The sequence below is a fragment of the Sphaerisporangium sp. NPDC005288 genome (assembly GCF_040607475.1).
Lineage (GTDB): Bacteria > Actinomycetota > Actinomycetes > Streptosporangiales > Streptosporangiaceae > Sphaerisporangium > Sphaerisporangium rhizosphaerae.
Genome location: NZ_JBEXGT010000020.1, coordinates 21785 through 46582 on the forward strand (window position 1 = coordinate 21785; position 24798 = coordinate 46582).

Annotated in this window: 25 protein-coding genes; 9 read left to right on the top strand and 16 right to left on the bottom strand. The window is 73.2% G+C overall.

Annotation, left to right across the window (positions count from 1 at the left end; genetic code table 11):
* Positions 1-69 precede the first annotated feature (69 nt).
* Positions 70-1068, bottom strand: coding sequence for a nitroreductase family protein (locus ABZU32_RS19860; RefSeq protein ID WP_354924078.1), 999 nt, complete (start codon positions 1066-1068; stop codon positions 70-72).
* 402 nt (positions 1069-1470) lie between these two features.
* Here ABZU32_RS19860 and ABZU32_RS19865 point away from each other — a divergent pair, with 402 nt between their 5' ends.
* Entirely contained in the window at positions 1471-2361 is an 891-nt protein-coding gene (locus ABZU32_RS19865; protein ID WP_354924080.1) for a universal stress protein, read from the top strand.
* Positions 2362-2482: 121 nt separating this feature from the next.
* On the opposite strand, the gene ABZU32_RS19870 is transcribed toward ABZU32_RS19865, so the two are convergent.
* The 8 genes from ABZU32_RS19870 to ABZU32_RS19905 all read right to left on the bottom strand — a co-directional run bounded on the left by ABZU32_RS19870 (position 2483) and on the right by ABZU32_RS19905 (position 7879).
* On the bottom strand, positions 2483-2692 hold the full coding sequence (locus tag ABZU32_RS19870) for a hypothetical protein (protein ID WP_354924082.1): 210 nt from the start codon (positions 2690-2692) through the stop codon (positions 2483-2485).
* Between the two features lie 173 nt (positions 2693-2865).
* Positions 2866-3282, bottom strand: coding sequence for a CBS domain-containing protein (locus tag ABZU32_RS19875; protein ID WP_354851463.1), 417 nt, complete (start codon positions 3280-3282; stop codon positions 2866-2868).
* Between the two features lie 65 nt (positions 3283-3347).
* Positions 3348-4172 carry a hypothetical protein gene (locus ABZU32_RS19880; RefSeq protein ID WP_354924084.1) on the bottom strand — a complete coding sequence of 275 codons (825 nt, stop codon included), beginning with the start codon at positions 4170-4172 and terminating at the stop codon, positions 3348-3350.
* Positions 4169-5392, bottom strand: coding sequence for a divalent metal cation transporter (locus ABZU32_RS19885; RefSeq protein ID WP_354924086.1), 1224 nt, complete (start codon positions 5390-5392; stop codon positions 4169-4171). Before ABZU32_RS19885 ends, ABZU32_RS19880 begins: the two co-directional genes overlap by 4 nt.
* Entirely contained in the window at positions 5389-5874 is a 486-nt protein-coding gene (locus ABZU32_RS19890) for a hypothetical protein (RefSeq protein WP_354924088.1), read from the bottom strand. The genes ABZU32_RS19885 and ABZU32_RS19890 overlap by 4 nt, the downstream gene beginning before the upstream one ends.
* A gap of 161 nt (positions 5875-6035) precedes the next feature.
* Entirely contained in the window at positions 6036-6365 is a 330-nt protein-coding gene (locus ABZU32_RS19895) for a DUF3140 domain-containing protein (RefSeq protein ID WP_354924090.1), read from the bottom strand.
* A 1-nt stretch (position 6366) separates the two neighbouring features.
* Positions 6367-6594 carry a DUF2945 domain-containing protein gene (locus ABZU32_RS19900; RefSeq protein WP_354851478.1) on the bottom strand — a complete coding sequence of 76 codons (228 nt, stop codon included), beginning with the start codon at positions 6592-6594 and terminating at the stop codon, positions 6367-6369.
* A gap of 76 nt (positions 6595-6670) precedes the next feature.
* The gene (locus ABZU32_RS19905) at positions 6671-7879 is read right to left on the bottom strand and encodes a hypothetical protein (protein ID WP_354924091.1); all 1209 of its coding nucleotides are present in this window, start codon (positions 7877-7879) and stop codon (positions 6671-6673) included.
* Positions 7880-8035: 156 nt separating this feature from the next.
* On the opposite strand from ABZU32_RS19905, the gene ABZU32_RS19910 reads away from it, so the two are divergent.
* From ABZU32_RS19910 to ABZU32_RS19920, 3 genes are all read left to right on the top strand, one after another.
* Positions 8036-8545: a hypothetical protein gene (locus ABZU32_RS19910; RefSeq protein WP_354851484.1), complete on the top strand. Its 510-nt coding sequence runs from the start codon at positions 8036-8038 to the stop codon at positions 8543-8545.
* Between the two features lie 361 nt (positions 8546-8906).
* Complete coding sequence (locus tag ABZU32_RS19915) at positions 8907-10532, top strand: cellulase family glycosylhydrolase (RefSeq protein WP_354924093.1); 1626 nt, start codon at positions 8907-8909, stop codon at positions 10530-10532.
* Between the two features lie 249 nt (positions 10533-10781).
* Positions 10782-11369, top strand: a complete 588-nt coding sequence (locus ABZU32_RS19920; protein WP_354924095.1) for a hemerythrin domain-containing protein — start codon at positions 10782-10784, stop codon at positions 11367-11369.
* Positions 11370-11460: 91 nt separating this feature from the next.
* Here ABZU32_RS19920 and ABZU32_RS19925 read toward each other — a convergent pair whose 3' ends face one another.
* Positions 11461-12666 carry a hypothetical protein gene (locus tag ABZU32_RS19925; RefSeq protein WP_354924097.1) on the bottom strand — a complete coding sequence of 402 codons (1206 nt, stop codon included), beginning with the start codon at positions 12664-12666 and terminating at the stop codon, positions 11461-11463.
* 222 nt (positions 12667-12888) lie between these two features.
* A complete protein-coding gene (locus tag ABZU32_RS19930; RefSeq protein ID WP_354851495.1) occupies positions 12889-13086 on the bottom strand; it encodes a hypothetical protein in 198 nt (65 codons plus the stop codon).
* Between the two features lie 785 nt (positions 13087-13871).
* On the opposite strand from ABZU32_RS19930, the gene ABZU32_RS19935 reads away from it, so the two are divergent.
* Positions 13872-14096 carry a DUF2277 domain-containing protein gene (locus tag ABZU32_RS19935; protein ID WP_354851498.1) on the top strand — a complete coding sequence of 75 codons (225 nt, stop codon included), beginning with the start codon at positions 13872-13874 and terminating at the stop codon, positions 14094-14096.
* Positions 14097-14487: 391 nt separating this feature from the next.
* Here the strand turns inward: ABZU32_RS19935 and ABZU32_RS19940 are convergent, their stop codons facing one another.
* Positions 14488-15177, bottom strand: a complete 690-nt coding sequence (locus ABZU32_RS19940; RefSeq protein WP_354924099.1) for a hypothetical protein — start codon at positions 15175-15177, stop codon at positions 14488-14490.
* A 150-nt stretch (positions 15178-15327) separates the two neighbouring features.
* On the opposite strand from ABZU32_RS19940, the gene ABZU32_RS19945 reads away from it, so the two are divergent.
* The 3 genes from ABZU32_RS19945 to ABZU32_RS19955 all read left to right on the top strand — a co-directional run bounded on the left by ABZU32_RS19945 (position 15328) and on the right by ABZU32_RS19955 (position 19125).
* Positions 15328-16002, top strand: a complete 675-nt coding sequence (locus ABZU32_RS19945; protein ID WP_354851503.1) for a response regulator transcription factor — start codon at positions 15328-15330, stop codon at positions 16000-16002.
* Positions 16002-17495, top strand: a complete 1494-nt coding sequence (locus ABZU32_RS19950; protein WP_354924100.1) for an ATP-binding protein — start codon at positions 16002-16004, stop codon at positions 17493-17495. The genes ABZU32_RS19945 and ABZU32_RS19950 overlap by 1 nt, the downstream gene beginning before the upstream one ends.
* A gap of 571 nt (positions 17496-18066) precedes the next feature.
* Entirely contained in the window at positions 18067-19125 is a 1059-nt protein-coding gene (locus ABZU32_RS19955) for a PP2C family protein-serine/threonine phosphatase (RefSeq protein WP_354924102.1), read from the top strand.
* Positions 19126-19156: 31 nt separating this feature from the next.
* Here ABZU32_RS19955 and ABZU32_RS19960 read toward each other — a convergent pair whose 3' ends face one another.
* The 3 genes from ABZU32_RS19960 to ABZU32_RS19970 are packed head-to-tail and all read right to left on the bottom strand — an operon-like array spanning position 19157 to position 21917.
* Positions 19157-20371 carry a site-2 protease family protein gene (locus ABZU32_RS19960; RefSeq protein ID WP_354924104.1) on the bottom strand — a complete coding sequence of 405 codons (1215 nt, stop codon included), beginning with the start codon at positions 20369-20371 and terminating at the stop codon, positions 19157-19159.
* Between the two features lie 36 nt (positions 20372-20407).
* Positions 20408-21298, bottom strand: a complete 891-nt coding sequence (locus tag ABZU32_RS19965) for a universal stress protein (RefSeq protein ID WP_354924106.1) — start codon at positions 21296-21298, stop codon at positions 20408-20410.
* A gap of 13 nt (positions 21299-21311) precedes the next feature.
* The gene (locus ABZU32_RS19970) at positions 21312-21917 is read right to left on the bottom strand and encodes a hypothetical protein (protein WP_354851517.1); all 606 of its coding nucleotides are present in this window, start codon (positions 21915-21917) and stop codon (positions 21312-21314) included.
* Between the two features lie 400 nt (positions 21918-22317).
* Here ABZU32_RS19970 and ABZU32_RS19975 point away from each other — a divergent pair, with 400 nt between their 5' ends.
* Complete coding sequence (locus ABZU32_RS19975) at positions 22318-23280, top strand: hypothetical protein (protein WP_354924108.1); 963 nt, start codon at positions 22318-22320, stop codon at positions 23278-23280.
* 126 nt (positions 23281-23406) lie between these two features.
* Here ABZU32_RS19975 and ABZU32_RS19980 read toward each other — a convergent pair whose 3' ends face one another.
* A complete protein-coding gene (locus ABZU32_RS19980; protein ID WP_354924110.1) occupies positions 23407-24678 on the bottom strand; it encodes an APC family permease in 1272 nt (423 codons plus the stop codon).
* Between the last annotated feature and the right edge of the window lie 120 nt (positions 24679-24798).

Consider the following 24798-nt stretch of genomic DNA (forward strand, 5'->3'; position numbering starts at 1 on the left):
GGCCGCCGGGCTCGGCGGGTGGTCCGACCGCCGGTCCGGCGACCAGGGGACGACACCCGGCCGCCGGGTTCAGCGTTCCTCGACCATCTCGGCGGCCGGGCGGCGGACGCTGACGCCTTCCCGGGGAACGCGGCCCAGCCGCATGATCATCTGAGGGTGCTCTCCCGAGCACACCTGGTGGCGCAGGAACTCCCGCAACTCGGGCATCTCCAGCGCCTGGGTGTGGAAGGCGGCGTGCACCCCGTGGGCCGAGGCGTGCAGCAGGACACGCTGCAGCGCCTGACCGGCGGCCAGCCAGTCCTCGGGGGTGTCGCCCGCCGTGGTGAGCACGGCGACCAGCCCCGTGGCGTTCGCCGCCGGATCGCCGGCCTCGCCGCCCCACCCGTGGCCGTGGGCGTAGTCACGCTGCGCGAACCGCTGCGGATGCGTGTGCGGCGGCGTGCTCGGGTACGCCTCCGCCACCACCCCGTCGCGCCGGGTGCTCCCGGGGGGCCGGCTCCAGCGGATCAGCTCCAGGGTGAACAGGCGGTCCTGCGACTGCGCCTCCTGGGCCGCGTTGGTGATGGCGCCGAGCAGGCGGACGGCGGGCCCCGACCGGACCGGCGTGAGCCGCGCGCCCTCCATGCCCGCCTCGCGCACCAGCGCGTCCGCCAAAGCCTCGGGCACCGCCTCCTCGGTGAACCCGCCCCGGTGCGTGCGGCGCCGTTCGACCTGCTCGTACAACGCGCGGGCCGCCTCGTCGGGCGCCGGGCCCGGCCGCGGCCGCACCCTGGCCAGCAGGGAGGGACGGTCCGGGTCGGGCAGGAGCCGCACCTCGGGGGTGTAGCCGAGGGCGTGCAGCGCGATCCGCACGTCCAGCAGGGCGGCGCCGCAGCTGATCAGCAGCTGGCGGCCCGCCGGGTCGGCGACGGACAGGAGCCTGTCGCGGTCGGCCCGCAGGCTGATCTCCTCGCCCGTCACGGTGAAGGACCACGGCTGGGTGTTGTGCACCGACGGCGCGTGGACGGCCGCCTCCACCGCGGCCCTGACCGCCTCCGCCACGGTGCCGGACGGCGTGCGAGTGTCCATGGCTCTCCCTCCCTTCGGCACGCCGGTGCTCCGGCGGCCGGGAACGGCGGCGTTCGCCCCACCGTCGTCCTCCCCCTGGCGGGGCCGGGTACCCGGGGCACTGGTCCCAGCCCTTGGGGCCGAAAGGCCCATGTGCCCGCCCCGTCCCGCGTTCCGCCGCCTCCCGGGCGCCGCCGCGTGCCGGGCGCCGCCGCGTCCCGGGGCGCCCGGCGGGCACGGGTGACCGGCGCGGCCGGGCCATCGCGCGGGTCACCGGCGTGGTGGACGTGGTGGGCGGGCTCGCCTGGGACGAGGATGACAGTGCCACGCGGATGTCCCGGCGGACCGGGTCCCGGTGATCCGGCGAAAGACGGGCAGCGGCGCGGACCGGCCGGGTCGTCCGGCACGACGAAGGAGAAGAACATGTTCGGGCTTGTCACCGTCGCGGTCGACGGTTCCCCCTCCGCCCTCGCGGCGGTCGACTGGGCGGCCGACGACGCCGCGCGCGCGGGAGGCGCCCTGCGCATCGTGCACGTCCGCGAGCCGTGGGCCAACGAGTACCCCTTCCACCGCGTGGAGGGGTTCGACCAGTCGCTCACCGACTACTGCGAGGGCGTGCTGGCGAAGGCCGCCGAGCGGGCCGGAGAACGGGCGCCCGGCCTCGCCGTGACCACCGAGCTGGTCACCGGCGCCGTCGTGGAGCGGCTGCTGGACGAGTCGGGCCGGGCCGACGCCATCGTGCTCGGCAGCCGCGGCATGGGCGGCTTCACCGGGCTCATGGTCGGATCGGTGGGCGTCGCCCTCGCCGGCCACGCCGCCGGACCGGTCGTGGTCGTCCGCGACCTGCCGCGCGAGCGGTTCGGCGAGATCGCCGTGGGCGTCGACGGGTCACCGCACTCCGAGGCCGCCCTGGAGTTCGCCTTCGAGCAGGCGCGGCGGCGCGAGGCGCGCGTCCACGCGGTGTACGCCTGGGCGGTTCCGGTGTTCTCGCCGCTCGCGGCCGGCTACACCGACGTCATGCGGGACGTCTTCGAGTCCGGGACGCAGCGCCTCAGGCAGTGGCTCGCGCCGTGGCGGGAGCGCTACCCCGAGGTGCCGGTGGCGGAGTCGGCCGTGTGCGGGCATCCGACCCCCGCCCTGGTGGAGGCCTCGGAGAAGGCCGACCTGCTCGTCGCGGGGTCGCGCGGGCTCGGCGGGTTCCGGGGGGCGGTGCTGGGCTCGGTCGGCCACGGCGCCCTGCACGGGTCCCACTGCCCCGTCGCGGTCGTCCGTCCCCGCGAAGAGGCCGCCGCACCGGGGAAAGATCCGGCCTGACCCGCCGAGCCCGTCCCGGCGGGCTCAGCCCTCGACGCTCGTCGCCGTGTGCGAGGTCGCAGGAAGTACGTCAGACCGGCCACGATGATCACCAGGGTGACCACGTACATCGTCCGCATGCTCAGCTCCCCACATCGCACCGGTAGGGCCGCTCGCCGCGCGGCGTGCACCCGGCGGCCCGCACCAGCCGGCCGTGGGCGAAGCGGTGCAGGAAGACGGTGTCGTCCGCGAGCCGCCTGAGCCTCGTCGCCCCAGACTCGCGCCGTCCCCGCGCCCTGCCGCGCCGTGGAACCGCCATCGCCACGGGTCCGGGGATCGCTCGCCAACGCATGCATCTCCGCTACCCCGGCTCGTCCCGAACTCACGCGGACCGCGGGGAAAAGGGCCGTCCGGAATGCCGTGACCTGCGGAGAGCTCCGGCCTAGTGCCTCCGGGCCGGAGCTCTCCGCACGTCCGGCACCCGCCGGGCGGGCCGGCGGCCGGTCATCCGGCCGGCCGCGCCGCTCAGTCGGCCGTCAGCGCGTCGACCAGGTCGCCCACCGGCGAGTCGGGCAGGGCGCGGGCGACGTCGGCCAGCGCGACGATCCCGACCAGCTCGTGGCCGTCGATGACCGGCAGGCGGCGCACCTGGTGCGAGGCCATGGTCCTGAGGATCTCCTTGGCGTCGTCGTCGGCGCCAATGGTGACGGCCTCGCCCTGGGCCAGCTCGCCGGCCGTGCAGTCCTTGGGCGACCTGTCCTTGGCGAGCACCTTGACCACGATGTCGCGGTCGGTCAGCATGCCCTTCAGCCGGTTGTCGGCGCCACAGATGGGGAGCGAGCCGACGTCGAGGCGGGCCATCTTCTCCGCCGCGTCGAAGACCGTCTCGTCCGCGAGCACGCATTCGGCGTTGGGGGTCATGATCTCTCGTGCGGTCGGCATCCTGCTCTCCTTGCCTCTAGTACGGGATCGGTCTTCGGCTGCCCCCGCATCGGGCGCCGAAACCGTCACCCTGCGGTGTCCCGCTCGTAGAGCTCGGCGAGGGAGGACAGCTCCGCCAGGCGCGCGGACAGCCGTATCGGGCCGGTGTCCGGGAGCGGCGAGGCCAGTTGCGGCCAGGCGACGTACCTGCTGCCCCGGTGGAGGCGGCGGATGATCGTCTTGACCAGCGCCGGCGCCTGGCCCCCCGGGCCGCGCTCGTACCCGAACAGCTGCCCGGTGTGCCGGGGGACCACGATGAGGCCGGAGACCTGGAAGGCGTTCTGCACGCCCTCCAGCAGGGGGCCGTCCTGGGTGAGCTGGACGTCGGCCACCTGCCCGACCGGCGCGCCGTCGGCGTCGAGGACCCGGCGGCCGAGGAGCGGCGCGAGGCGCGTGCGATTCCCGTCCTCGGGCTCGGCGGAGGGACGCGGAGCGGGCGGCTCCTCGTCGCCGCCGTCCTGCGCCTCGCCGCCGCCGTCGCTGCCGGGAATGGGCGCGATGAGGTGCTCGCGCACCCAGCGTTCGAGGGCCGCCTCCGGGGGATCCCCGCTCACCTGGACGGCGCTGCCGATCTCCGACACCAGCGCCATCGGGATGCGCTGCGGCGCCGGGCGCTCCTCCGGCCGGAACAGCTCCGTGGTGGCGACGATCAGCCGGCCGGCCACGCCGCCGATCCTCGGCCCGAGCGCGAGCGGCCCGCTGAGGATCGCGGTCGCGTACGGGCGGCCGTCCTCACCGGCCGCCAGCTCCACGTCGTCCACCTTGCACACCAGGCGGCCGTCGCCGGCGTGCACCACCTGGCGGTCCAGCAGGTGGAGCTGGGCGTGCAGGGTCCTGGCCTTCTGGCTCATTGTCCCGCCTTCGTCGCGAGCATCAGCGGGATCGCCGCCACGGCGACCACGACGAGCAGCACCATGTAGACCGTGCCGAGCGCGTTGGAGAACCGGCCGTTGACCTGGTCGCCCATGTAGTCGGGATCGTTGCTGATCATCAGCACCGGCAGGTAGGTCAGCGGGAGCGCGGCGGCCGAGAAGACCAGCGAGTACTCGGTCACCTTGATCGGGTCCACGGTGGTGAGCACCAGGGCGGCCGCCACGATCGTCACCACCAGCACCACCGCGTGGAACCGCGACGCCTGCCGCGGCCGCACGTACTTGCCCCACTGCCAGCCGAAGTACTGGCTGAGCGTGTAGCCCGACGACAGGGCCGTCTCCAGCGTCGCGCCGAACGTGGCCGCGAAGATTCCGAAGATGACCAGCGCCAGACCGACCTGGCCGAGGCCGAGCCCGACGGGCAGCACCATCTGGCCCAGGGTGTCCACCTGCGCGTGCACCGGCAGGAACACCGTGGCCGCGCATCCGGCGATCGCCAGCGACAGGAAGCCGCCGAGGGGGAACCCGACGAAGACGTTGGCCCGGGAGGTGACCAGGTCCTTGCGCGTCCAGCGCTCCTCGACGCCGCCCGAGGAGAAGAAGAACACCTCGTAGGGCGTCATGGCCCCGCCGAGCAGCGCGATCGCGTAGTACCAGTACGTCGGCACGCCCTCGTCGGACGGCGGGTGGGTCACCTGGTGGGCCAGCCGCCCCCAGTCGGGGCCGAGCAGCCACAGCCCCACCGCGAAGACGACCAGCGCCAGCCCGGCCAGGCCGAAGATCCGCTCCATCGTCTCGAACTTGACCCGCCACATCACCAGCCAGGCCACCAGCGCCACGCCGGGCACCCAGAGCAGGTAGTTGACGCCGGTGGCCAGTTCCAGCGCCAGCGAGGCGCCGCCGATCTCCGCGGCCAGCGTCAGCACGTTGATGAAGAAGGAGGCGCCGAGGTTGACCAGGCCGGCGCGCGGGCCGAGCCGCTCGCGCACCAGGTCGAAGACCGGGCGCTGGGAGGCGGCCGCGATGCGTCCGGACATCTCGGCGAACAGGCAGATGCCGATGACGCCGACGATGACCACCCAGGCCAGCGACATGCCGAACCGGGCGCCGACCAGGGCGTTGGCCACCAGGTCCCCGATGTCGACGAACCCGCCGAAGGCGGTCAGGATACCCAGGGTCACGGCGAACAGCTTCTTCACCGGTGGGCCTCCTCGATCTCCCGCAGCCGCCCGGCGAGTTCCCCGAGCCTGCGGTCGGCCCCGCGCGGGTCGCGCAATCCGTCCCGTCTGACCTCGATGAGCAGGCCCTGGACCTCCTCCTCCGCCTGCGAGGTGAGGTCGGTGACCTGCGTGCGCAGCCGGTCGGCGGCGTCGGAGGGCGGCTGCACCCCGCCGAACTGGTCGTTCACGCTGCCGAGGTCGCCGGACGCCTCGGTGAGCACCGTCTTGAGGTACGGGGTGGTGAGCCGGTCGTGGTCCCTGACCGCGAGCCGCACCAGCTCCACGCTGGACGCGGCGGCCTGGGCGGTGGCGCCCGCCTTGAGCCCGTAGTCGTGGTCGTCCCAGGCCGGGCTGACGCACCCGGTGGCGAGGACCGCGAGCAGCGCCGCCTGCGGGAGGGCGCGCGCGAGTCGGCGCCTCCCCGGGCGCGGCACGGGACCCGGCGGCGCGGGGGGCCTCATGACCTGCCCCGCAGCAGGAAGTACCCGAGCAGGCCCAGGAGCGCGAGCAGCTGGCTCCACGCCAGCAGCAACACCAGTCCCTCATCGACCATGGGTCACCCTCTGCCCGCCGCGAACGGCCCTAGTCCTGGAAGGGCGCGGGAACGCCGGTCAGGACGGGGTCACTTGAACGGGTCGTGGCCCCAGTTCATGAGCGAGTGGCGCCAGCGGGAGTCCCGGACGTCGTGGGAGGGGCGCTGCGCGAGGTGGCGGTGAACGTAGCCGGTGACCTTCCGCATGTGGGCGTAGTCGTCCTCGGAGAGGTCCCCTGCCTTCTTGCGGAGGATCTCCGCGATGCGGCGGCCGGAGGCGTGCCCGGTGGACTCCCCGCCGCCCGATTTGTCCCCGGCGGCCTGGGACTGCGGGGTGTCCAGCCACCGCTCGATCTCCGTGGGCGTCATGTTGACCGCCTCGCCGAACTCCGCGGCGACGCGGTGCTCGTCCTTCGCCATCTCAGCGCTTCTTCCGCAGGGCCGACGCCTTGTGGACGGCGGTCCTGCCGCTCTTGTCGCTGCGCACCAGGTACTGCGGCTCCTCCTCCGAGGCGTCCACGACACGGCCGGCTCGCTCGGTGCGTTCGGTGATCTTCTCTTCGACCGTCCCTGAGGCGGTGGATCCGTGGCTCTTCCAGGTGACCGCGTCACCGACGGCCACGTCACGGGGTTGCGTCGTTCTGGCCATAGGGAAGATGTGCCCGCCATCGAATGGGACATTCGACTCAATAACCCCCGAATGGCGGGCATGCCTCCCCGAGAGATCAGGAGCGCAGGATCCACCGCGGGCCCTGCGGGGTGTCCTCGACCAGGACGCCCCCCTCGGCCAGCGCGTCCCGCACCGCGTCGGCCGTGTCGTAGGCCCCCTCCTTGCGCAGCCGTCCCCGCAGGGCGACCAGCGGCTCGACCAACGGCGCGAGCCGGTCGTGCGGGGAGCTCAGGTCGGCCAGGCCGCCGAGCCGCGCGACCAGGTGGCGCAGCACCGCGCGGGCCTGGTCCACTCCGCCCTCGTCCTCCTCGGTGTCGGCGGCCCACCGGGTGATCTCGCCCTCCAGCTCCAGGACGGCCTCGCTCAGCGCGCCGGCGTCGCCGGACGCGGCGGCGGCGTCGAACCGCGACTCGCACCGCTGCACCGACTCGGCCAGCGTGGCGCTGGAGGACTCCTCCTCGGGCGCCTGGGCGACCGGCGCGGCGGGGACGAACCCCGAGACGCCCTTGGCCAGTTCGCGCAGCTCCGCCAGTGCCAGGGTGCTGCCGGTGGGGAACTCGGTCTGCGCGCCCTGGCGGCGGACGGTCAGCGCGCCGCGTCCGCGCACCATGACGGTCTCGGCCCGCAGGTCGATCTCGACGGCCGTGTGCTCGTCGATGCCGAGCACCGCGACCTCGTCGGGTAACTCGCGCTCCATCTGCGACAGCCGCCGCTCGCCCAGATAGCAGAAGCGCGTGTCGTGCGTGCCGCCCTCGGTGTTGTCGTAGTGCGGGATCACCACGACCGGCAGCCCCAGCGACGACAGGATGTCGACCCCGTCACGCCAGTGCGGCTGGGCGCCCACCTTGTAGATCTCATAGACGGGCACGGCCGCCACCCCCACCGTGCACGCCGCCGCCGAGGCCAGCACCGTGGCGCCGCTGCGGGAGCCCACCCTGGCCTTCAGGGCGGCGCCGACCTCCGTCCCCCGCCAATGATCGAGCGCGTAGGTCGGGCTGCCCGGCCCGGAGAAGACCCAGTCGGCCTCGATCAGCGCGCCCGAGCCCGACGCGACCTCCACCTTCACCCCGACGCTGTCGGCGAAGTAACGCCGGGCGCGGGCGGAGATGTCGGCCGCGTTCTCCTGGAACGCGTAGGGCGTGTCCAGCAACAGGGCCCGGGGTCCCCGGCCGAATCTGCCGACCACGGAACGGTGGACCTCCACCATGGTCGGGGCCGTCTCCCCCGATCCCATGAGCACCAGCACTCCCGGTCTCTCCGGCATCGCACTCGCCTCCTCATGCACGAGTCCAAGCCAGCACACATGCGGCACTTACGGCAATAGCAAAGATGCGATGCGTGGTGACCGCTCCTGCATACTCGTTGCAATAGCCCTGATGGGGGGCGCCCACGGGTGGGCCGATGACGGGATTGGAAACGCATGCTGACACAAGAGATCGGCACTTCTACGGCGACGGTGATGGTCGAGACCCTCGCATTGCGGGCGGATTCCTCCGGCGGCTGGTCCTACCGCCGGCTGGTCACCACGCCTCTGCCCGGTGAGAACCCCGACCAGGCCGCCCGCCGTGCCGCCGGGGTGAGCGCCGAGCAGGTGAGCGTGACCGTGCACTCGACGAGCTGGCGGTACGAGCCGAGCGGCGAGGTCGTGCTGACGTACGCGGTGTGCCCGGACCCGTGGACGCACCTGCCCGCCGTGCGGTTGCCCTACATGCGCGTGGCGAGAGGAGGCGCGCCGGCCACTCCCACGCCTGACGACATGACCGTGGCGAACGTCGTCGCGCACGGCATCCGGCATTTGGCGTACCTGAAGGTGACCGACCCGGTGGTGCGCGCCACTCTGGAGGTGGTGCCCGAGATCGCCGCGGCGCTCGACCGGTTGTGCCCGATCTCCAGCCTGGGGGTGACCGTGCCGCAGAGCATCTTCCTCTGACCGGCCGCCCCCCTTCCCCTCCTCCTTCCCCCGGCCGGAGACCGGCCCGTCGTGCGCTCGTCTCCGACCGGCGGAACGGTCTGCGCGCGCCCCTGACGAGCTGAAAGTTTCAGCTCCTCCTCCCACCCCCCACCGCCGGGGCGCGAGCCCGGCGCGGCGCCGTGCCGGCGTCTTGCGATGTCGCGGGACGGTCGCGCGCCCGCGCCGGGGCCGGCGCGGGCGCGCCGTGCCGTCCGGCGCGCGCCCCATGCTGTACATCCGAACGCGACCCACCCACCATGAGAGCGCTCCCCGACCGTCGGACTCAGCGGCGTCCGCCGTGCGACTTAACCGGTTAATGGCCTCCCATGAAAGGTGATCGATGAGAAAGCGACTCCGAACGGCGGCGGCGGCGACGGCCGCCCTGCTCGCGCTCCTGGTCTCGATGCTCGCCGCCGCACCGCCCGCGGGCGCCGCGGCCGGACTGCACGTGAGCGGCAGGAACATCGTCGAGGCGAACGGCGGCACCTTCGTCCTGCGGGGCGTCAGCCACGCGCACACCTGGTACGCGAGCCAGACCACCTCCTCGCTCGCGGGCATGAAGTCCCTCGGCGCGAACGCGGTGCGCGTCGTGCTGAGCGGCGGGCGCTGGACGGCCAACGGCGCGAGCGACGTGGCGAACGTCATCGCGCAGTGCAAGGCGAACCGGTTGATCTGCATCCTGGAGAACCACGACACCACCGGCTACGGTGAGCAGAGCGGCGCGGTCACGCTCGACGCGGCGGTCGACTACTGGATCAGCGTCAAGAGCGCCCTGGTCGGCCAGGAGGACTACGTCATCCTCAACATCGGCAACGAGCCGTACGGCAACAACAACGTCAGCGGCTGGACCCAGGCGACCTCGAACGCGATCAGCCGCCTGCGCGGCAGCGGCTTCCAGCACCTGATCATGGTGGACGCGCCCAACTGGGGCCAGGACTGGCAGTTCGTCATGCGGGACACCGCCGCCACCGTGGCCGCCGCCGACTCCCAGCGCAACACCGTGTTCTCCATCCACATGTACGGGGTCTTCGACACCGCCGCGGAGATCAACGCCTACTTCGACGCCTTCCGGACGGCCGGGCTGCCGCTGGTCGTCGGCGAGTTCGGCAACATGCACTCCGACGGCGACCCCGACGAGGACACGATCATGGCGCAGGCCCAGTCGCGCGGCATCGGCTACCTCGGCTGGTCGTGGAGCGGCAACAGCGGCGGCGTCGAGTACCTCGACATGGTCACGAACTTCAACCCCAGCGCACTGACGTCCTGGGGTCAGCGCATCTTCAACGGCGCCAACGGCATCAAGCAGACGGCCAGGCAGGCGTCGATCTTCGGCGGCGGCGACCCCTCCGACACGACGCCGCCGAGCACCCCGGGCACCCCGGCGGCCTCCGCCGTGACCTCCTCGGGCGCCACGCTCACCTGGACCGCCTCGACCGACTCCGGCGGCTCCGGCCTGGCCGGCTACGACGTCTACCGCGAGCAGGGCAGCACCGACCCGCGGCTCGGGCAGACGACCACCAACTCCATCACCCTCACCGGGCTGAGCGCGAGCACGCGGTACCAGGTCTACGTGCGGGCCCGTGACGGCGCGGGGAACCTCTCCGGCGACTCCGCCCTGGTGACCTTCACCACCACGGCGGGAAGCGGCGGCACCGGCGGATGCAGCGTCACGGCGACCACGCAGGGCCAGTGGGGCAACGGCTACGTCATCCAGCCGATCACGGTCACCAACACCGGCACCGCCGCCATCAAGGGATGGACGGTGACCTTCACCCTGCCCTCCGGCCACACCATCACCGGGTCGTGGGGCGCGACCGTGAGCACCAGCGGGCAGACGGTGACCGCCCGCAACGCCTCCTACAACGGCGCGCTCGGGCCGGGCGCCGGAACGACGTTCGGCTTCCAGGGCGGCCGTCCCGACGGCACCACCTCGGTGCCGTCCGGATACACCTGCGCCGCGAGCTGAGCCGCGCCCTTCGCGGGAGTACGGCCCCCGGCCGTACTCCCGCACCTGCCGGTGGACCCGAGGCGTTCCGGCATCCGGGGACTTCCGGCATCGGGGGAGTTCCGGCATCCAGGGAGTTCCGCTCCGCATATGACCTCTTTGCTGGCCCTTGTCGGCAGATGTCCGTGTCGCCAGCGGCGGTGGGGAAGGTCTTCATTGCCCGACGGCGGAGAACCGAGCCACCGCGGCGACGACACGGGGGGAACCGCAATGGCCAAGAGCAAGACCATGCCTGAGCTGATGGACGAGAGCGACGTGGTGGGACTGCTGATCCGCCAGCACGCGGAGATCAGGGACATGTTCGACGAGGTGGAGCAGGCCACCGACGAGACGCGGGCCGAGGCGTTCCAGGACCTGGTGCGCCTGCTGGCCGTCCACGAGACCGCCGAGGAGGAGGTCGTCCACCCCTACGCCAGGCGCGCGCTCGACGGCGGCGACGCCATCGTCGACGAGCGGCTGCGCGAGGAGAACGAGGCCAAGCAGCTGCTCACCCTCATGGAGGAGCGGGGGACCGACGACCCCTCGTTCCCCTCGCACCTGCAGAAGCTGCGCATCGCCGTCGAGGAGCACGCCCGGGCCGAGGAGCGCTACGAGTTCGCCCAGCTCGTCCGGGAGACCAACTCGGCCGAGCGGCGGGCGATGGCGCTCGGGGTCAAGGCTGCCGAGGCGCTCGCCCCGACGCACCCGCACCCGGGCGTGGAGTCGGCCACCAAGAACGTCCTGGTCGGAACGCCGACGGCCATGTTCGACCGCGTCCGGGACGTGGTCCGCCAGGCGATGGGCAAGAAGAACACCTGACCGACGACCGCACACGCCACCGCCCGCCCGGTCCTTGGGAAGGCCGGGCGGGCGGTGCCGCGCCGCGCGGGCGCCGGTCGTCCGTCCCCTGTCAGTGGGCGGGACGGCGCATGCTGGGCACGGGATGCGGGCCCTCGGTCTCCATCCGGTAGTCCTGCCCGAACTTCGCCGTGGTCTCCTCCAGCACCTGGTCGCTGGGCGCCGGCTCGCCGCCGTGCAACCGGTCCTGGAAGCGCTGGAACCGCTCGTGCGCGTCGCGCACGTACCCCGTCCCGAGCGTGGTGAGGTCGATCTGCGTGGCGAGGATCTCGCGGATGTAGATCTTGTTCGGCTCGAAGGTCACCGGCTCCGGGAAGCTCGGCGCCAGGATCTCGGCCGGCTCGCGGCCCTGGTGGCGGCGCATCAGGTCGCAGGCGATGCGCAGGTGCTCCAGCTCCATGGCCAGATGCAGCTCCCAGATCGACTTCAGCCGGTCGTCGGACTCGGTCTCCATGAACGAGTAGTACATGTAGCACTCGTTGTACTCATGGTTGACCAGCATCTCCCACCAGGTCTCGTTCGGATCGAGCAGCGACTCGTAGTGGGTGACGTGCTCTTCTTCGATGAGCCCGATCTCCTGGTAGAGCCTGCGGGCGATCTCCTCCATGTACTCCGGCCCGACGTTCATGTAGAAGTTCATGGTCTGCTGCTCGGCGGCCATGATCGTCAGGGTGTGCAGCTTGGAGATCGGGCTCGCGGTGTCCTTGTCGTAGTGGTCGCGGACGTTGTCGATCGGGTGCCGGTGGTGCAGGGGCGTGGGCCGGCCGGGCATGACCTCGGTCAGCGCGTCCACGATCTTCTCGGCCTTGCGGTGCTCGATCAGCTCGTACAGGTTGGCGTACCGGTACAGGTGGTCGAAGTCCTCCAGCATGCCGAACTCGAACGCCTGCTTGAGGTAGGGGTCGGGCTCCATCCGGGCGACCCAGGCCGTCAGGTCGACGGCCACCTGCTCGTAGGCGATCGTGGTCTCCAGCACCGAGGCCAGGCCGGGCAGCAGCCAGTTCACGGCCTTCTGCTGCTGCTGCTCGATGTAGCGCACCTCGGCGAGCTGCCGCCGCACGTCCAGATCGGGGCAGTGCCGGGCGAAGTGGTGGCCGAACATGATCGCTTCGACCTCGATGCCGTTCATGGTGATGACCCGGCAGCGGGCGTAGGGGTCGGAATGGTCCGGGTCGAGCTGGGGGACGTTGAGTTCCCGCCAGTTGCGCAGTTGCCGGTCCAGCGGGATTCCCTGCTGTTCCAGAGGGTTGAAAGTCATTGATATGACTCCTTTGTCCTATTTCGGCGGGCGAGGACCATGTACCCGAGCCGAACGGACCACAACCGATTCACCGAACGCCGATATCCGCCCCCTGTCGAGACTTGTTGCCAGGTTTGCGGTCCGTTGCCGATGGTCGGCGTGTTGGAATTTTGCGCGCTATTGACGATGAGTGATATTCATCGGCATTGACGGTCATCAACCGGAAATGCGGCATTCACTTTAGACGGCCTCCGCCGCCTGTCCAATGCCTCGCAGGACGCGCGAAAGACGCTGCTCCGCCAGGAAGTGCCCCAATCCGATGACCAGCGCCAGCGGCCATTCGATGATGTTGAAGGCTGAGAGCAGGCCCAGCGCCGCGTAGAAGGCCAGCCGGTCCGGCGGCGGCAGGACCACCCGCCCGATCAGCGGCAGCGTCACCGCCGGCCGCGAGGCGGGGGCCCGATGGCGCCGCGCGGGCGCGGCGGCCTCGTCCCGCGCCCCCTCCCCCTTGGCGCCGCCCGACCCCGACGCGGCGCTCCGGGCGCCGGTCGCCCGCGACGCGGCCCCCCGGGCACCCCCCGACGCCGACGCGGCACCCCGCGCACCACCCGATCGCGCCGCGGAACTCCGGGAACCCCCCGACCCCGACGCCGCACCCCGGGAGCCACTTGACCCCGACGCGGCACTCCGGACGGCGCCTCGCCGAGGCTCCGCCTTCCGCGCGGCGGGGCGCGCGGAATCCTCGGGGCCGGTGTCGGCGCGTCCGCGCTCGGCGTCCTTCGGGGCGGCGGTCGTCTTCTGCGCCATGGCGGCCTCCGTCAGTCAGAGATGTAGTGCCCATCCCCTCCGGAAGTCGGCGGATAACGCCCGCCGACCGCCGCTTTACCGGGAGTTTCCCGGCATACGGAGCCACAGACGCGACGCGGCCAGGCCGACCCCCATTCCGTGCGCCCGCACGCCGGGGCTCGCGTTTCACGCCGCAGGCCGCCGGGCCGCCCGCACGCCGGGGCCCTGGAGTACCACGCCGCGGGCCGCCGGGCCGCCCCGCGCGCCGGGGCCCCCGGGCTACCACGCCGCGGGCCGCCGGATCGCCCCGCGCGCCGGGGTTCCCGTGGTACCACGCCCCCGCCGGGGCGACGCCGGCGCGCGCCCGCCCGCTGGGGTCACCCCTGCGCCTGGGACGGGGTCCCCCGCCCTCCGCGCCCATGACGTACCGTCCTTTCATGTGCCGGAGCATCAAGACACTTCGCGAGCCCTACACCAGTGACGTCACCGACGACGACGTAAGGGCCGCCGCGTTGCAGTACGTCCGCAAGATCTCAGGGTTCCGCGCCCCGTCGGCGCGCAACACCGAGGCGTTCGAGCGGGCCGTCGAGGCGGTCGCCGCGGCCACCAGCAGCCTGCTGGACGAGCTCCAGCTCAAGCCACCGGCCCGCGAACACCCCTGAGCCAGTCCCGACCCGTCGGCACGGTGACCACACGCCTTCACCGGACGTGGCTCTCCAGGCTGAGGCCACCGGCCCGCGAACGCCCCCAAGCCGGGCCGCCCACCCGTCGGCACGGTGACCACATACCTTCACCGGGCATGGCTCTCCAGGCTGAGGCCACCGGCCCGCGAACGCCCCCAAGCCGGGCCGCCCACCCGTTGGCGCGGTAACCACCGGGTGTGGCTCTCTTCAGCTGATATGTGCTGCATGTGATCGGCGCCGGGTCGGCGAGTCGTGGTACGGCGATAACGGCGCCGCACTACGGCGCCCGACCCGGCGATCGTTCGTGGACGCAGCACTGGCTGTAGCGGCTCCTGAGCCGGGGCCGCCGGCCGCCTCGCCCGTCGTCGGCCTACTCGGCCTGCTCTTCCTGTCGGGACTCATGGGTCTGGCGCGTCTCCCGGGCCCCGCCGTCCTGCCGGTCCTCCCGGGCCTGGGCCGGCACGGCGCAGGTCAACGTGCCCGCGCCCTTCCCGTCCCCGTCCGGAGCCGTCCCGCTCACCCTGGTGTCCTTCTCCGCGCGGAGGATCTCGGCCTTCTCCCCGGGCTCCGGCGCCCCGGCGGCCGGCGGCACGCTCTCGCCATCGGGCACCGTGGTCAGCGTCCTGGTGGCGTCGGGCGTGGCCAGGGGCGTGCCGCCGCCATCCGGCACGACCGGGGCCGTGGTCGCCCCCTCCGGCGCGTCACCGGCGGGCGGAGCGCCCTTCTCCGGCGCGTCGCCGTCGGGCGGGGTGGCCGTCTCGGGGGCGTCGCCGTGGGGCGGGGTGGCCGTCTCGGGCGCCTGGCCGGTCGGCGGCAGGGCGGGGACCGCGGGCGCCGCGTCGCCGGGCTTCAGCTCTTTGAGTCCCGTGCCGTCGTCGAGGTAGACCTTGCCGTCCTTGCGCACCAGCGTCATCGTGTGCCCGCAGACGCGGGTCGCATGGAGCCCCACGGGGTCGTCGCCGGGTGCGTTGTCGGCGTTCGCGGCGGCGGTGAGCGTGGCGGCCAGGGCCACCCCGAGCACCCCTGCGGACAGCACCACGCGCAGGCGCTTGTCGATCATGAGCTTCTCCTAGTGACCGGCCGGCCCCTCGCGGGCCGGCCTTGCGGGTCCGACGGAGAAAGACTCTGCCGACGGTCACCTGAAGCCACCCTGAAGCCAGCCGAAATGATCTTAAGCCGCCTTTCAGGTGGCGTCCGGCACCCTTGACCCATGCGCGTGCTACTGGTCGAGGACGAGCGCCGCCTGGCGGCCCTGGTCAAGAACGGCCTGGCGAACGAGGGCTTCGCCGTCGACGTCGCCCACGACGGGCCCGAGGGCCTGTGGATGGCGGCCGAAAATGCCTACGACGCGATCGTGCTCGACGTGATGCTGCCCCGGCTGAACGGGTATGCGGTCTGCCGGCGCCTGCGCGACGGGGGCGACTGGACGCCGATCATGATGCTGACGGCCAAGGACGGCGAGTACGACGAGGCCGAGGCGCTGGACAACGGGGCCGACGACTTCCTGTCCAAGCCGTTCTCCTACGTCGTGCTGCTGGCCCGGCTGCGTGCCCTGGTGCGGCGGGGCGGCCGGGAGCGGCCGGTCGCGCTGACGGTCGGCGACCTGGTGGTCGATCCTGCCGGGATGCGGTGCAGCCGCGCCGGGGTGGACATCGCCCTCACCCCCAAGGAGTTCGCGGTGCTGCACGGCCTCGCCCGGCGGCCGGGCGAGGTGGTCTCCAAGGCCGAGCTGCTGCGGCAGGCGTGGGACTTCGCCTACGAGGGCGATCCGAGCATCGTGGAGGTCTACATCAGCGCGTTGCGGCGCAAGGTCGACACCCCGTTCGGCCGTTCTTCCCTGGTCACCGTGCGGGGCGCCGGCTACCGCCTCGACGGGCGACGCTGATGCGGTGGTCGGTCCGGCTGCGCGCGACCGTGGCCGCGACCCTCATCGTCGCGGCCGCCCTCGCGGCGGCGGCCGTCGCGCTGACCACGATCCTGCGCGCCGACCTGGAGCGCAGCGCGAACGCGGAGGCCGCGCAACGGGCCGGGGTGGCGGCGAGCCGCCTGGCCGTCGCCCCCATGCCGGCGGTCCCCGAGTCCGACGCGAAGAGAGCCGCATCGCCCGGTCCGGCGGAAACGGCCGGTACATCCGGCCCCGCGAAGACGGCCGGTACATCCGGCGCCGCGAAGACGGCCGGCTCCCCCAGCCCTGCGAAGACGGCCGGTTCCTCCGGCCCCGTGAAGGCACCCGGTGTCCCCGGCTCGGCGAAGGGCGCCGCGCTCACGATCACCAAGGAGGGCGCATCCGGCGCGCCGAGCGAGGCCTCCCTGCGGACGGTGCCCGACCCGGACGTCCATATCGGGCTTCCCGCCGAGGCCCCGGGCCCCGGCTGGGGCGCCGGGGCGTACACGACGGCCAGCACCGTCGTGGAGACCGGCGCGGGGCCGGTGACCGTCATGGCGCGCAGTTCGCTGGGCCCGGCGCGTGAGGCGCTGGCCGTGCTGAATCGGCTGCTGGTCTTCGGCATCCCGGTCCTGTTGCTTCTGGTGGCCGCGATGACCTGGTTCTTCGTCGGCCGGGCGCTGGTGCCGGTGTCCGCCATACGGGCCCGGCTGGCCGACATCACCGCGCGCGACCTGCACCGGCGCGTACCCGTGCCGGCGGCGCGGGACGAGGTCGCGGCGCTCGCCCGCACGGTGAACGCCACCCTCGACCGCCTGGAGAGGGCCGTCGAGCAGCACAGGCGCTTCGTCGCCGACGCGGCCCACGAGCTGCGCAGCCCGATCGCGACGCTGCGCACCCGTCTGGAGCTGGCCCCCGCCGGCGAGACGGCCGTCGAGGCACTGTGCGACGTGCGGCGGCTGCAGTCGCTGGCCGCCGACCTGCTGCTGCTGGCGGCCCTGGACGCCGGGGCGCCGCCGAGGGCCGACGAGGTGGACCTCGGGCAGGTGGCGGCGGAGGAGTCGCTGCGCCCGCGCCCGCGGGCGGGCATTCGCGTCGAGCTGGACGTCCAGCCGGACGTGGTGGTGCGCGGCTCCCGCCCGCACCTCGCGCGGATGATCGTCAATCTGGTGGACAACGCCGTGCGGCACGCGACGTCGTCGGTCCAGGTCCGCGTGGCCGCCGAGGGGGCGGACGGGGACGGCGCCGTGCTGGAGGTGCGCGACGACGGGCCCGGCATTCCCGTGGAGGACCGCGACGCGGTCTTCGACCGTTTCACCAGGCTCGACGAGGCCCGCACGAGGGACGCGGGCGGGTCGGGCCTCGGCCTGGCGATCGTCCGGGAGATCGTCGTCCTGCACGGCGGCGCCGTGGCCGTCACCGAGAGCGGGGGCGGCGGCGCGTGCTTCACCGCCCGCCTGCCCGTGCATCGACGAACTCCCACCAACGACTGATAGCAAGCTGCCCGCCTGAGCATGATTTATCGTCTCAAAGCATTATCGGAGGGCTTCCAGGCGGACCGGTCGTGGAAAATCGAGGGCCTGTATCGAATCGGTCCCGGCCGGCTGATCCCCGAGTAAAGTTCGATTCATGAGCCCTTCAGAGACCTCCCGGCTAGAATTGCGCTCGGGCAGGCTCGATCCGGCTTTCCGACGCCGGAGGGCGTCCAGTTCGTTGTAGTTGTGAGGTTGTCGAGGTGCTTTCTGGCATAAGCGGTAAATGGTGGAAATTATCCCATTTCACCGTAACTCAAGATTTTTTCGTGACCCGGGTTCCCCGCGAACGCCGGCTCACTTCCGATTCGCCGGCTGCCCCGGCCCGTCGTCTCCGTCGCCGCACCGTTCACGGCTGTGGCCATCGCGTAAGGCCAGAACGCTGTTCGCCCTTTCGCCGCCTTGTTACAGTTACCGCGGAGCACCGGGAAGCCTGGTCGGCACACCACCGAGAAGGTCCTATTCCACGGAGGCATCCTGTGACGAACGGTCGGCAGCGAGAACGAACCGTCACGGCAGCGGGACGCCGCCTATGAGCGCGGTCAGTCGCAGAACGCAGCGGCTCATGGGCGCGCTGCCTTTCGCCTCCCTGGGCATCGTCGCCGCGGTCGACGTCATCTCCGGGCCCGACCTCAACTACCTCTCCCTGCTGGCCGTCGGTTCCGCGTTCGCCAGCCTGGTGGGCGGCGTGCGGCGCACGGTCGTGATCGGCGTCGTGGCGCTGATCCTCTCGCTGCTCCTCGCGCTGTACGCGGGGGTCCTCGGCGACCGCCAGAGCAACATGAGCCTGATCTCCATCGCCGGGGTCACCGCGGCGAGCATCCTGGCCACGGTGGGGCGGCAGCGCCGCGAGCGCGAGCTGGCGACCGTCCGCTCCGTGGCCGAGGTCGCGCAGCGCGTGCTGCTCAGGCCGGTCCCCCGGCTGGCGGGCCACCTCCGCGCGGCCGTCTCCTACACCTCGGCGAACGCCGAGGCGCGCATCGGCGGCGACCTCTACGAGGTGGTCACCGGCCCCGGCGGAGTGCGCGCCATCGTCGGCGACGTGCAGGGCAAGGGCTTGGAGGCCGTCGAGACCGCGGCGCTCGTGCTCGGCGCCTTCCGCGAGGCGGCCCACGACGAGGCCGACCTGCGCGGCGTCAGCGGCCGGCTGGAGAAGGCACTCAACCGGCGCCTGTCGGGCGAGGAGTTCGTCACCGCCATCCTGGTGGACGCCGACCCCTGCGGGCGGCTCACCCTGCTCAACTACGGCCATCCGCCGCCGCTCATCCTGCGCGCCAACGGCGAGATCACGCTGGCGGAGCCGGACGACACCGCCCCGCCACTGGGGCTGGCGGTGCTGGAGGTCGACGGCCCGAACCCCCACCAGGTCGACTTCGCGCCGGGCGACCAGATCCTGCTCTACACCGACGGGGTGATCGAGGCCCGCGACCGCGCGGGCCGCTTCTACCCGCTCACCGAACGGGCGTTCCTGCTCAAGGACGACGACCCTGAGGCCGCGCTGGAGGCCCTGCGGCTCGACCTGGTCGCCCACGTCGACGCGCCGCTCCACGACGACGCCGCGATGCTGCTGCTCCGCTGCCGCGACGGCTGAGACGAGTGCGCGACGGTGCACGGCACTCCGGTCAGCCGGGCAGGCGCCGGTCGGGCGGCTCGTCGCCGGGCGCGTCGGGGTGGGGGTGGAGCGGCGGCCCGGGATGACCGGAGGGCGGGGCGGCCGTGGTGGTGCGCAGGACGGCCTGCTGGAGGGCGCGGGCGAGGTCGGCGGAGGTCACCATGCCGACGACGTGACCCGCGTCGGCGACCACGGCCACCAGTTCCCCGCCGACGGACGACAGCCCGAGGATGCGGCCCGCGTCGTCGTCCGGGCCAAGCACGCGGTCGGGGGACAGCGGCCTGCACACGCTCGCCACCCGGCTGTCGTGGCGCTGCCGCGCAGGGATGGCCGTCAGCCTCTCCAGCGACAGGGTGCCCGCCGGGCTCCCCGCGAAGTCGACCACCGGGAACACCGTCTGCCGCGAGCGCAGCGCCACGTTGCCCACGAAGTCGTCGAGGTCACCCCAGGCGGGGGCGAGGTCGGGCGAGGGGGTCATGACATCGCGCACCCGCCACCCGGCGAGCCCCCGGTGGGCCGCGCGGGCGATGTTCTCGCTGCGCGCGGCCCCCGCGAGGAACCACCCGATCAGCATCGTCCACAGGCCGCCGGTCCAGGCCAGCAGGAGCAGCTCCGCTCCGCCGATCGCGATCAGCGCCATGCCGAGCGCCTGCCCCGCACGGGCCGCCGAGCGGTCGGCCCGCAGGCGGTCGCCGTGCCGGCGCCACAGGATGGCGTGCAGCACCCGGCCGCCGTCCAGCGGAGCCCCGGGCAGCATGTTGAACACCGCCAGCACGGCGTTCATCAGCGCGAGCCACCGCACGGCCGGGACGAGCACGGCCGGTCCCTGCAACGGCAGCGACGCCAGGAAGAACAGTCCCGACAGCGCCAGGCTGGTGAGCGGCCCCGCCGCCGACACCTGCAACTCGTCCTTCGGGGTCTTCGCCTCCTCCCCGGCGAACTCGGTGACGCCGCCGAGCAGCCACAGGGTGATCGACCGCACGGGGATGCCCCGGCGGCGGGCTACCAGGGCGTGCGCCAGCTCATGGGCGAGCAGAGTGCCGAGGAACACCACGGAGGTGACCACGGCGACCGTCCAGTACTGCACCGGGGGCAGTCCGGGGACGGCCTCGGGCAGGACCGAGCCGGCCAGGGCCCAGCCGATCAGCGCGATGATCGCCAGCGTGGACCAGTGGGCGCCCACCGGGATGCCGGCCACGCGACCGAGCCGGAGGCTCTGCTTCATCCGCCTCGCCTCCCCTTCCTCGCCGGAGGCCGCCGCTCATCGGTCCCGGCCCTCCTCCGCCGGCCGAACGGTCCGTGAGCACACGACCGCGACCGGGCTGTAGGCGTGGTGGAGCACGCCGTGGCTGACCGAGCCGAGCACGGCCGAGCCGAGGCCGCCCCTTCCTCGCGACCCGACGACGAGCAGGTCGGCCTCGGTCGACGCCCTGCACAGCGCCTCGATCGGGTGGGCCTGGACGACCGAGTCGCGCACCCGCACGTGCGGGAACTTCTCCCGCCAGGGCGACAGCTGCTCCTGCGCGGCACGCGCGCCGAACTCGTAGACCCTCTCCAGGTCGGCGCCGTAGGCCCCGAACATCGGCAGCATGGAGTCCACCTGCCAGGCGTAGACGGCGCGGAGCGCCGCCCGCCGCCGGGCGGCCTCCTCGAAGGCGTACTCCAGTGCCGCCTCCGACTCCGGCGAGGCGTCGTGGCCCACGACGATCTCGCCGTACGCGGCGGGCTCGGTGTGCCTGACGACCACCACCGGGCAGCCGGCGCGCCCGGCGACGCCCATCGACACCGAGCCGAGGACCAGGCCGAGGAACCCGCCCAGGCCCCGGCTGCCGACGACCAGCGCCTCGGCGTCCTTCGCGGCGATCAGCAGTTGCTCGCGGACGGTGCCGGTGAGCGTGGCCGCCTCCACCGCGAGCGCGGGCGCCCGCTCGGCGGCCTCCCGCGCGGCATCGGCGAGTACATTGCCCGACAGCTCCGACAGGGAGTCGCGGAATCCCGGAGGGGTGGCCAGCGGCTGGTCGAAGACCCACGGGTCGACGACGTGGACGACGCGCAGGCCCCGCCGGCGCCGTACGGCGTCCTCGGCGGCCCAGCGCACGGCCGCCAGCGAGGGGGGCGAACCGTCGACGCCGACGACCACGGACCGGTTCACGGCGTCACCGCTCTCACGGCTGCCGTGGCCGCCGCCACCGCTGGTGGGCGCCCGCCCATGCCTGGTCCCATTCGGCGTAGCGACGGCGGTCGAGCAGCCACCGGAACAGCGCGAGGTTGGTGAACAGGACTCCGCAGGCCGCGAACAGCACGCCGAGACCGGCGACGACCGTGTCGGCGACGGTCTGCGCGTGCGTCCGGGGAGCGGCGACCGGACGACCCGAGGCGTCGACCCACATCTCCAGAGTGGAGCCGGACTTCGCCTGGGCGGGAACGGCCAGGGTCTCGGTGTGTGGACGGCCGTCCGGGGTGTACCAGCGGACCTTGGCCTTGATGCCGAGCACGGCGCCCTGGGAGGAGACCGTGCTGGTGCTGGCGGCGTCCTCCATCAGGACGGCGGTGACCTGCTTGCGCTGGACCGGCTCCAGGCGTTCGGCGGCCACGCCGCGCTGGTAGACCAGATGAGCGGCGATGGCGGCCGGCCACACGCTGATCAGCAGCGCCAGCAGTGTGACGAGCACGGCGATGGCCTCGATGCGGTCGGATCGGCGGCGTAATGGGTTGTGATCGAACCGATATCGGCGGGCACACCTCACCGTCCACCTGGCCAAGGATCGCATGGGGCACCTCCCTGTCAGGGAATCTGCTTTCCAGACTCGGCCATGACCGAGCGACCTGGCAGGGTCTTACGGCGCCTGTGCGATGGGACGTTCGGCCCTGCCACCACCTGCCCGCCACCTGCGCTTTCACCCGCTTAGTGACGCCATATACCCAAAATACGACGACCACCGGCAGATCGGTATCCGGGTGCCGGAACGCGTGGGAAAGCCGTCCGCCGTGCCGTGGGCGACGGGGTTACGGACGGACGGAGATCGCGGCCTTGTTCCCGATTCCGGCCTGTGGCCGGGGTGACCCATGGGAAGATTGCGAAAGTTGGAAAAAGTGTGAAGTTTCCGGACAGGCCGCTGTCCGAGCTGCTATGCAGGTGCGCGGCCAGGTTCTAGAGCAGAGAGGTTCGATATGGACCGCGACGGCAACCCGAGATCCCATGATGAGGATCCTCTGAAGCAGACCGGTCCCTTCAGCATCGAGTGGGCCGCGGAGGCGGAGCGTCCCGGCGGCGACGTGCTGTCCGACGGATGGACGCCCGGGCAGGAGCCCGTCCGCCCGCACCACGACGACCCCGCGCGGCCCGAGCGCCCCGACTACGAGCGGAGTGAGGCTCCCGAGGGCCACGACCGCGCAGAGGGCCACGAGAAGCCCGGCGAGTACACCGAGGGCTACCCCGCGATCGAGGACCACGAGCGGCCGGAAGGCTACGAGCGGCCCGAGGGCTACGCCCGCCCGGACGGGGAGGACTGGGACCCCGACGGCGAGCAGGGCCCCGCGACCGAGGAGCGCCGCGGGTTCCTCGGCTCCGGCTGGACGGGCGACGCCGACCTCGAGGAGGAGAAGGGCAGCAAGAACAAGGGCCTCATCCTCGCCATGGTCGCGATCGTGGTGCTCGCCGTCGCCGGGGGCTGGATCGTCTCCTCCTCGGTCGGCTCCAAGTCCGAGGCGGCGTGCGCGGCCCCCGCCGACTGCACCCCCGCCGGCCAGAAGGCGCCCGCCACCGACAGCACGGCCGCCGCCACGCCCACCGACGAGGCCACCGGTGCCGCGGGTCCCGACGAGACCGCGGAGCCGACGCTGACGCCCAGCCCCTCGCCGTCGACCGCGCCCACGACGGCCGCCCGCCCGCGGACGCCGCCGGAGCCGACGCCCCGGCCGACGCCGACCCGCACCCGGCACACCTCGGCCCCGCCCGCGCCGAAGCCGACCGAGCGTGAGCAGGAGCCGGAGGACGACCCGCAGGTCCAGGACGACAAGCCGACGGCCTCGCCGACGACCTCCGCTCCCACGCAGGCTCCGCCCACCACGCAGGCGCCCGTGCCGAGCCCCACCGAGACCAAGAAGACCGGCCTGCTGGACTGGCTGTTCTAGTTCCCGGACGCCGGCCGGGACCTCACCCGGCCGGCCACACCGTCGTCCACGGACGCGCCCTCGTCCACGGACGCGCCCTCGTCCACGGACGCGCCCTCGTCCACGGACGCGGCGCCGCCGGGGGCGTCAGGAGGAGCGTCGCCACGCCCTTCGCGCCGCCCAGGCGACCGCCCCGGCGGCCAGCACCCCGGCCCCGGCCAGCGCCGACGGCAGAGGCAGGCTGAAGGCGAGCAGCAGGCAGCCCGCCAGCCCGATCACCGGCACCGCCCTCGGCGGGCGGCCCTCGTCCGCTGACAGCGTGAGCGCCGAGGCGTTCGCGATCGCGTAGTACACCAGCACGCCGAACGAGGAGAAGCCGATCGCGCCGCGGACGTCGGCCGTCCCGGCGACGACGGCCACCACCGCGCCCACGGCCAGCGCGGCGCGGTGCGGCACGCGGAAGCGCGGGTGCACGGCGTCCAGCGGGCGGGGCAGGTGCCCGTCCCTGGCCATCGCGAGCACGGTGCGCGAGACGCCGAGGACCAGCGCCAGCAGCGACCCGAGCGCGGCCGTCGCCGCCCCCACCGTGACCAGCGGGACCAGCCCGCCGGCCCCTGCGGCGCGGACGGCGTCCGCGACGGGCGCCGCCGAGCGCGCCAGACCCCCGGGGCCGAGCGTCGCGAGCAGGGCGAAGGCCACGGCGGCATAGACGACCAGGGTCACGCCGAGGGCCACGGGAATGGCCCGCGGGATGGTGCGCGCCGGGTCGCGCACCTCCTCGCCGAGGGTCGCGATGCGGGCGTAGCCGGCGAAGGCGAAGAACAGCAGCCCGGCCGCCTGGAGCACCCCGCCGGCCGTCGCCCCGGCGGAGGCGACCGGCGCGGGCCGGCCGCCGGTGAGACAGGCGGCGACGGCGACGGCCAGCACCACCAGGACGACCGCCACGATCAGCCGGGTCACCCACGCCGCCTTGTGCACGCCGGCGTAGTCGACCGCCGTGATCGCCGCCACGGCCGCCACCGCCACCAGGTGCTCGTGCCCGGGCCAGGCGTAGGCGCCCACGGTCAGCGCCATCGCCGCGCAGCTCGCGGTCTTGCCGACCACGAAGCCCCAGCCGGCGAGGTACCCCCAGAACTCGTTCAGGCGCTCGCGGCCGTACACGTACGTGCCGCCCGAGGCGGGGTGGCGGGCGGCGAGCCGGGCCGAGGAGGTGGCGTTGCAGTAGGCCACCAGCGCCGCGAGCGCGAGCGCCGGGAGCAGCCCGGACCCGGCCGCCGCGGCGGCGGGGCCGAAGGCCGCGAACACCCCCGCGCCGATCATGGAGCCGAGGCCGATGACGACGGCGTCGCCGGTGCCGAGCCGTCGCGCGAGCGTGCCGGGGGCCCCGTCCGCGGGGTCGGGGGAAGGCGACCGCGTCATGGCCACACTCTAAAGGCGCCGCGGATCCCGGCGCAGCGCCCGGGTCACCGCCAGGTCGCGCAGGTCACCGCCAGGTCCCGCAGGTCACCGCCAGTTCCCGCTGACCACGGCTGCGTCCCG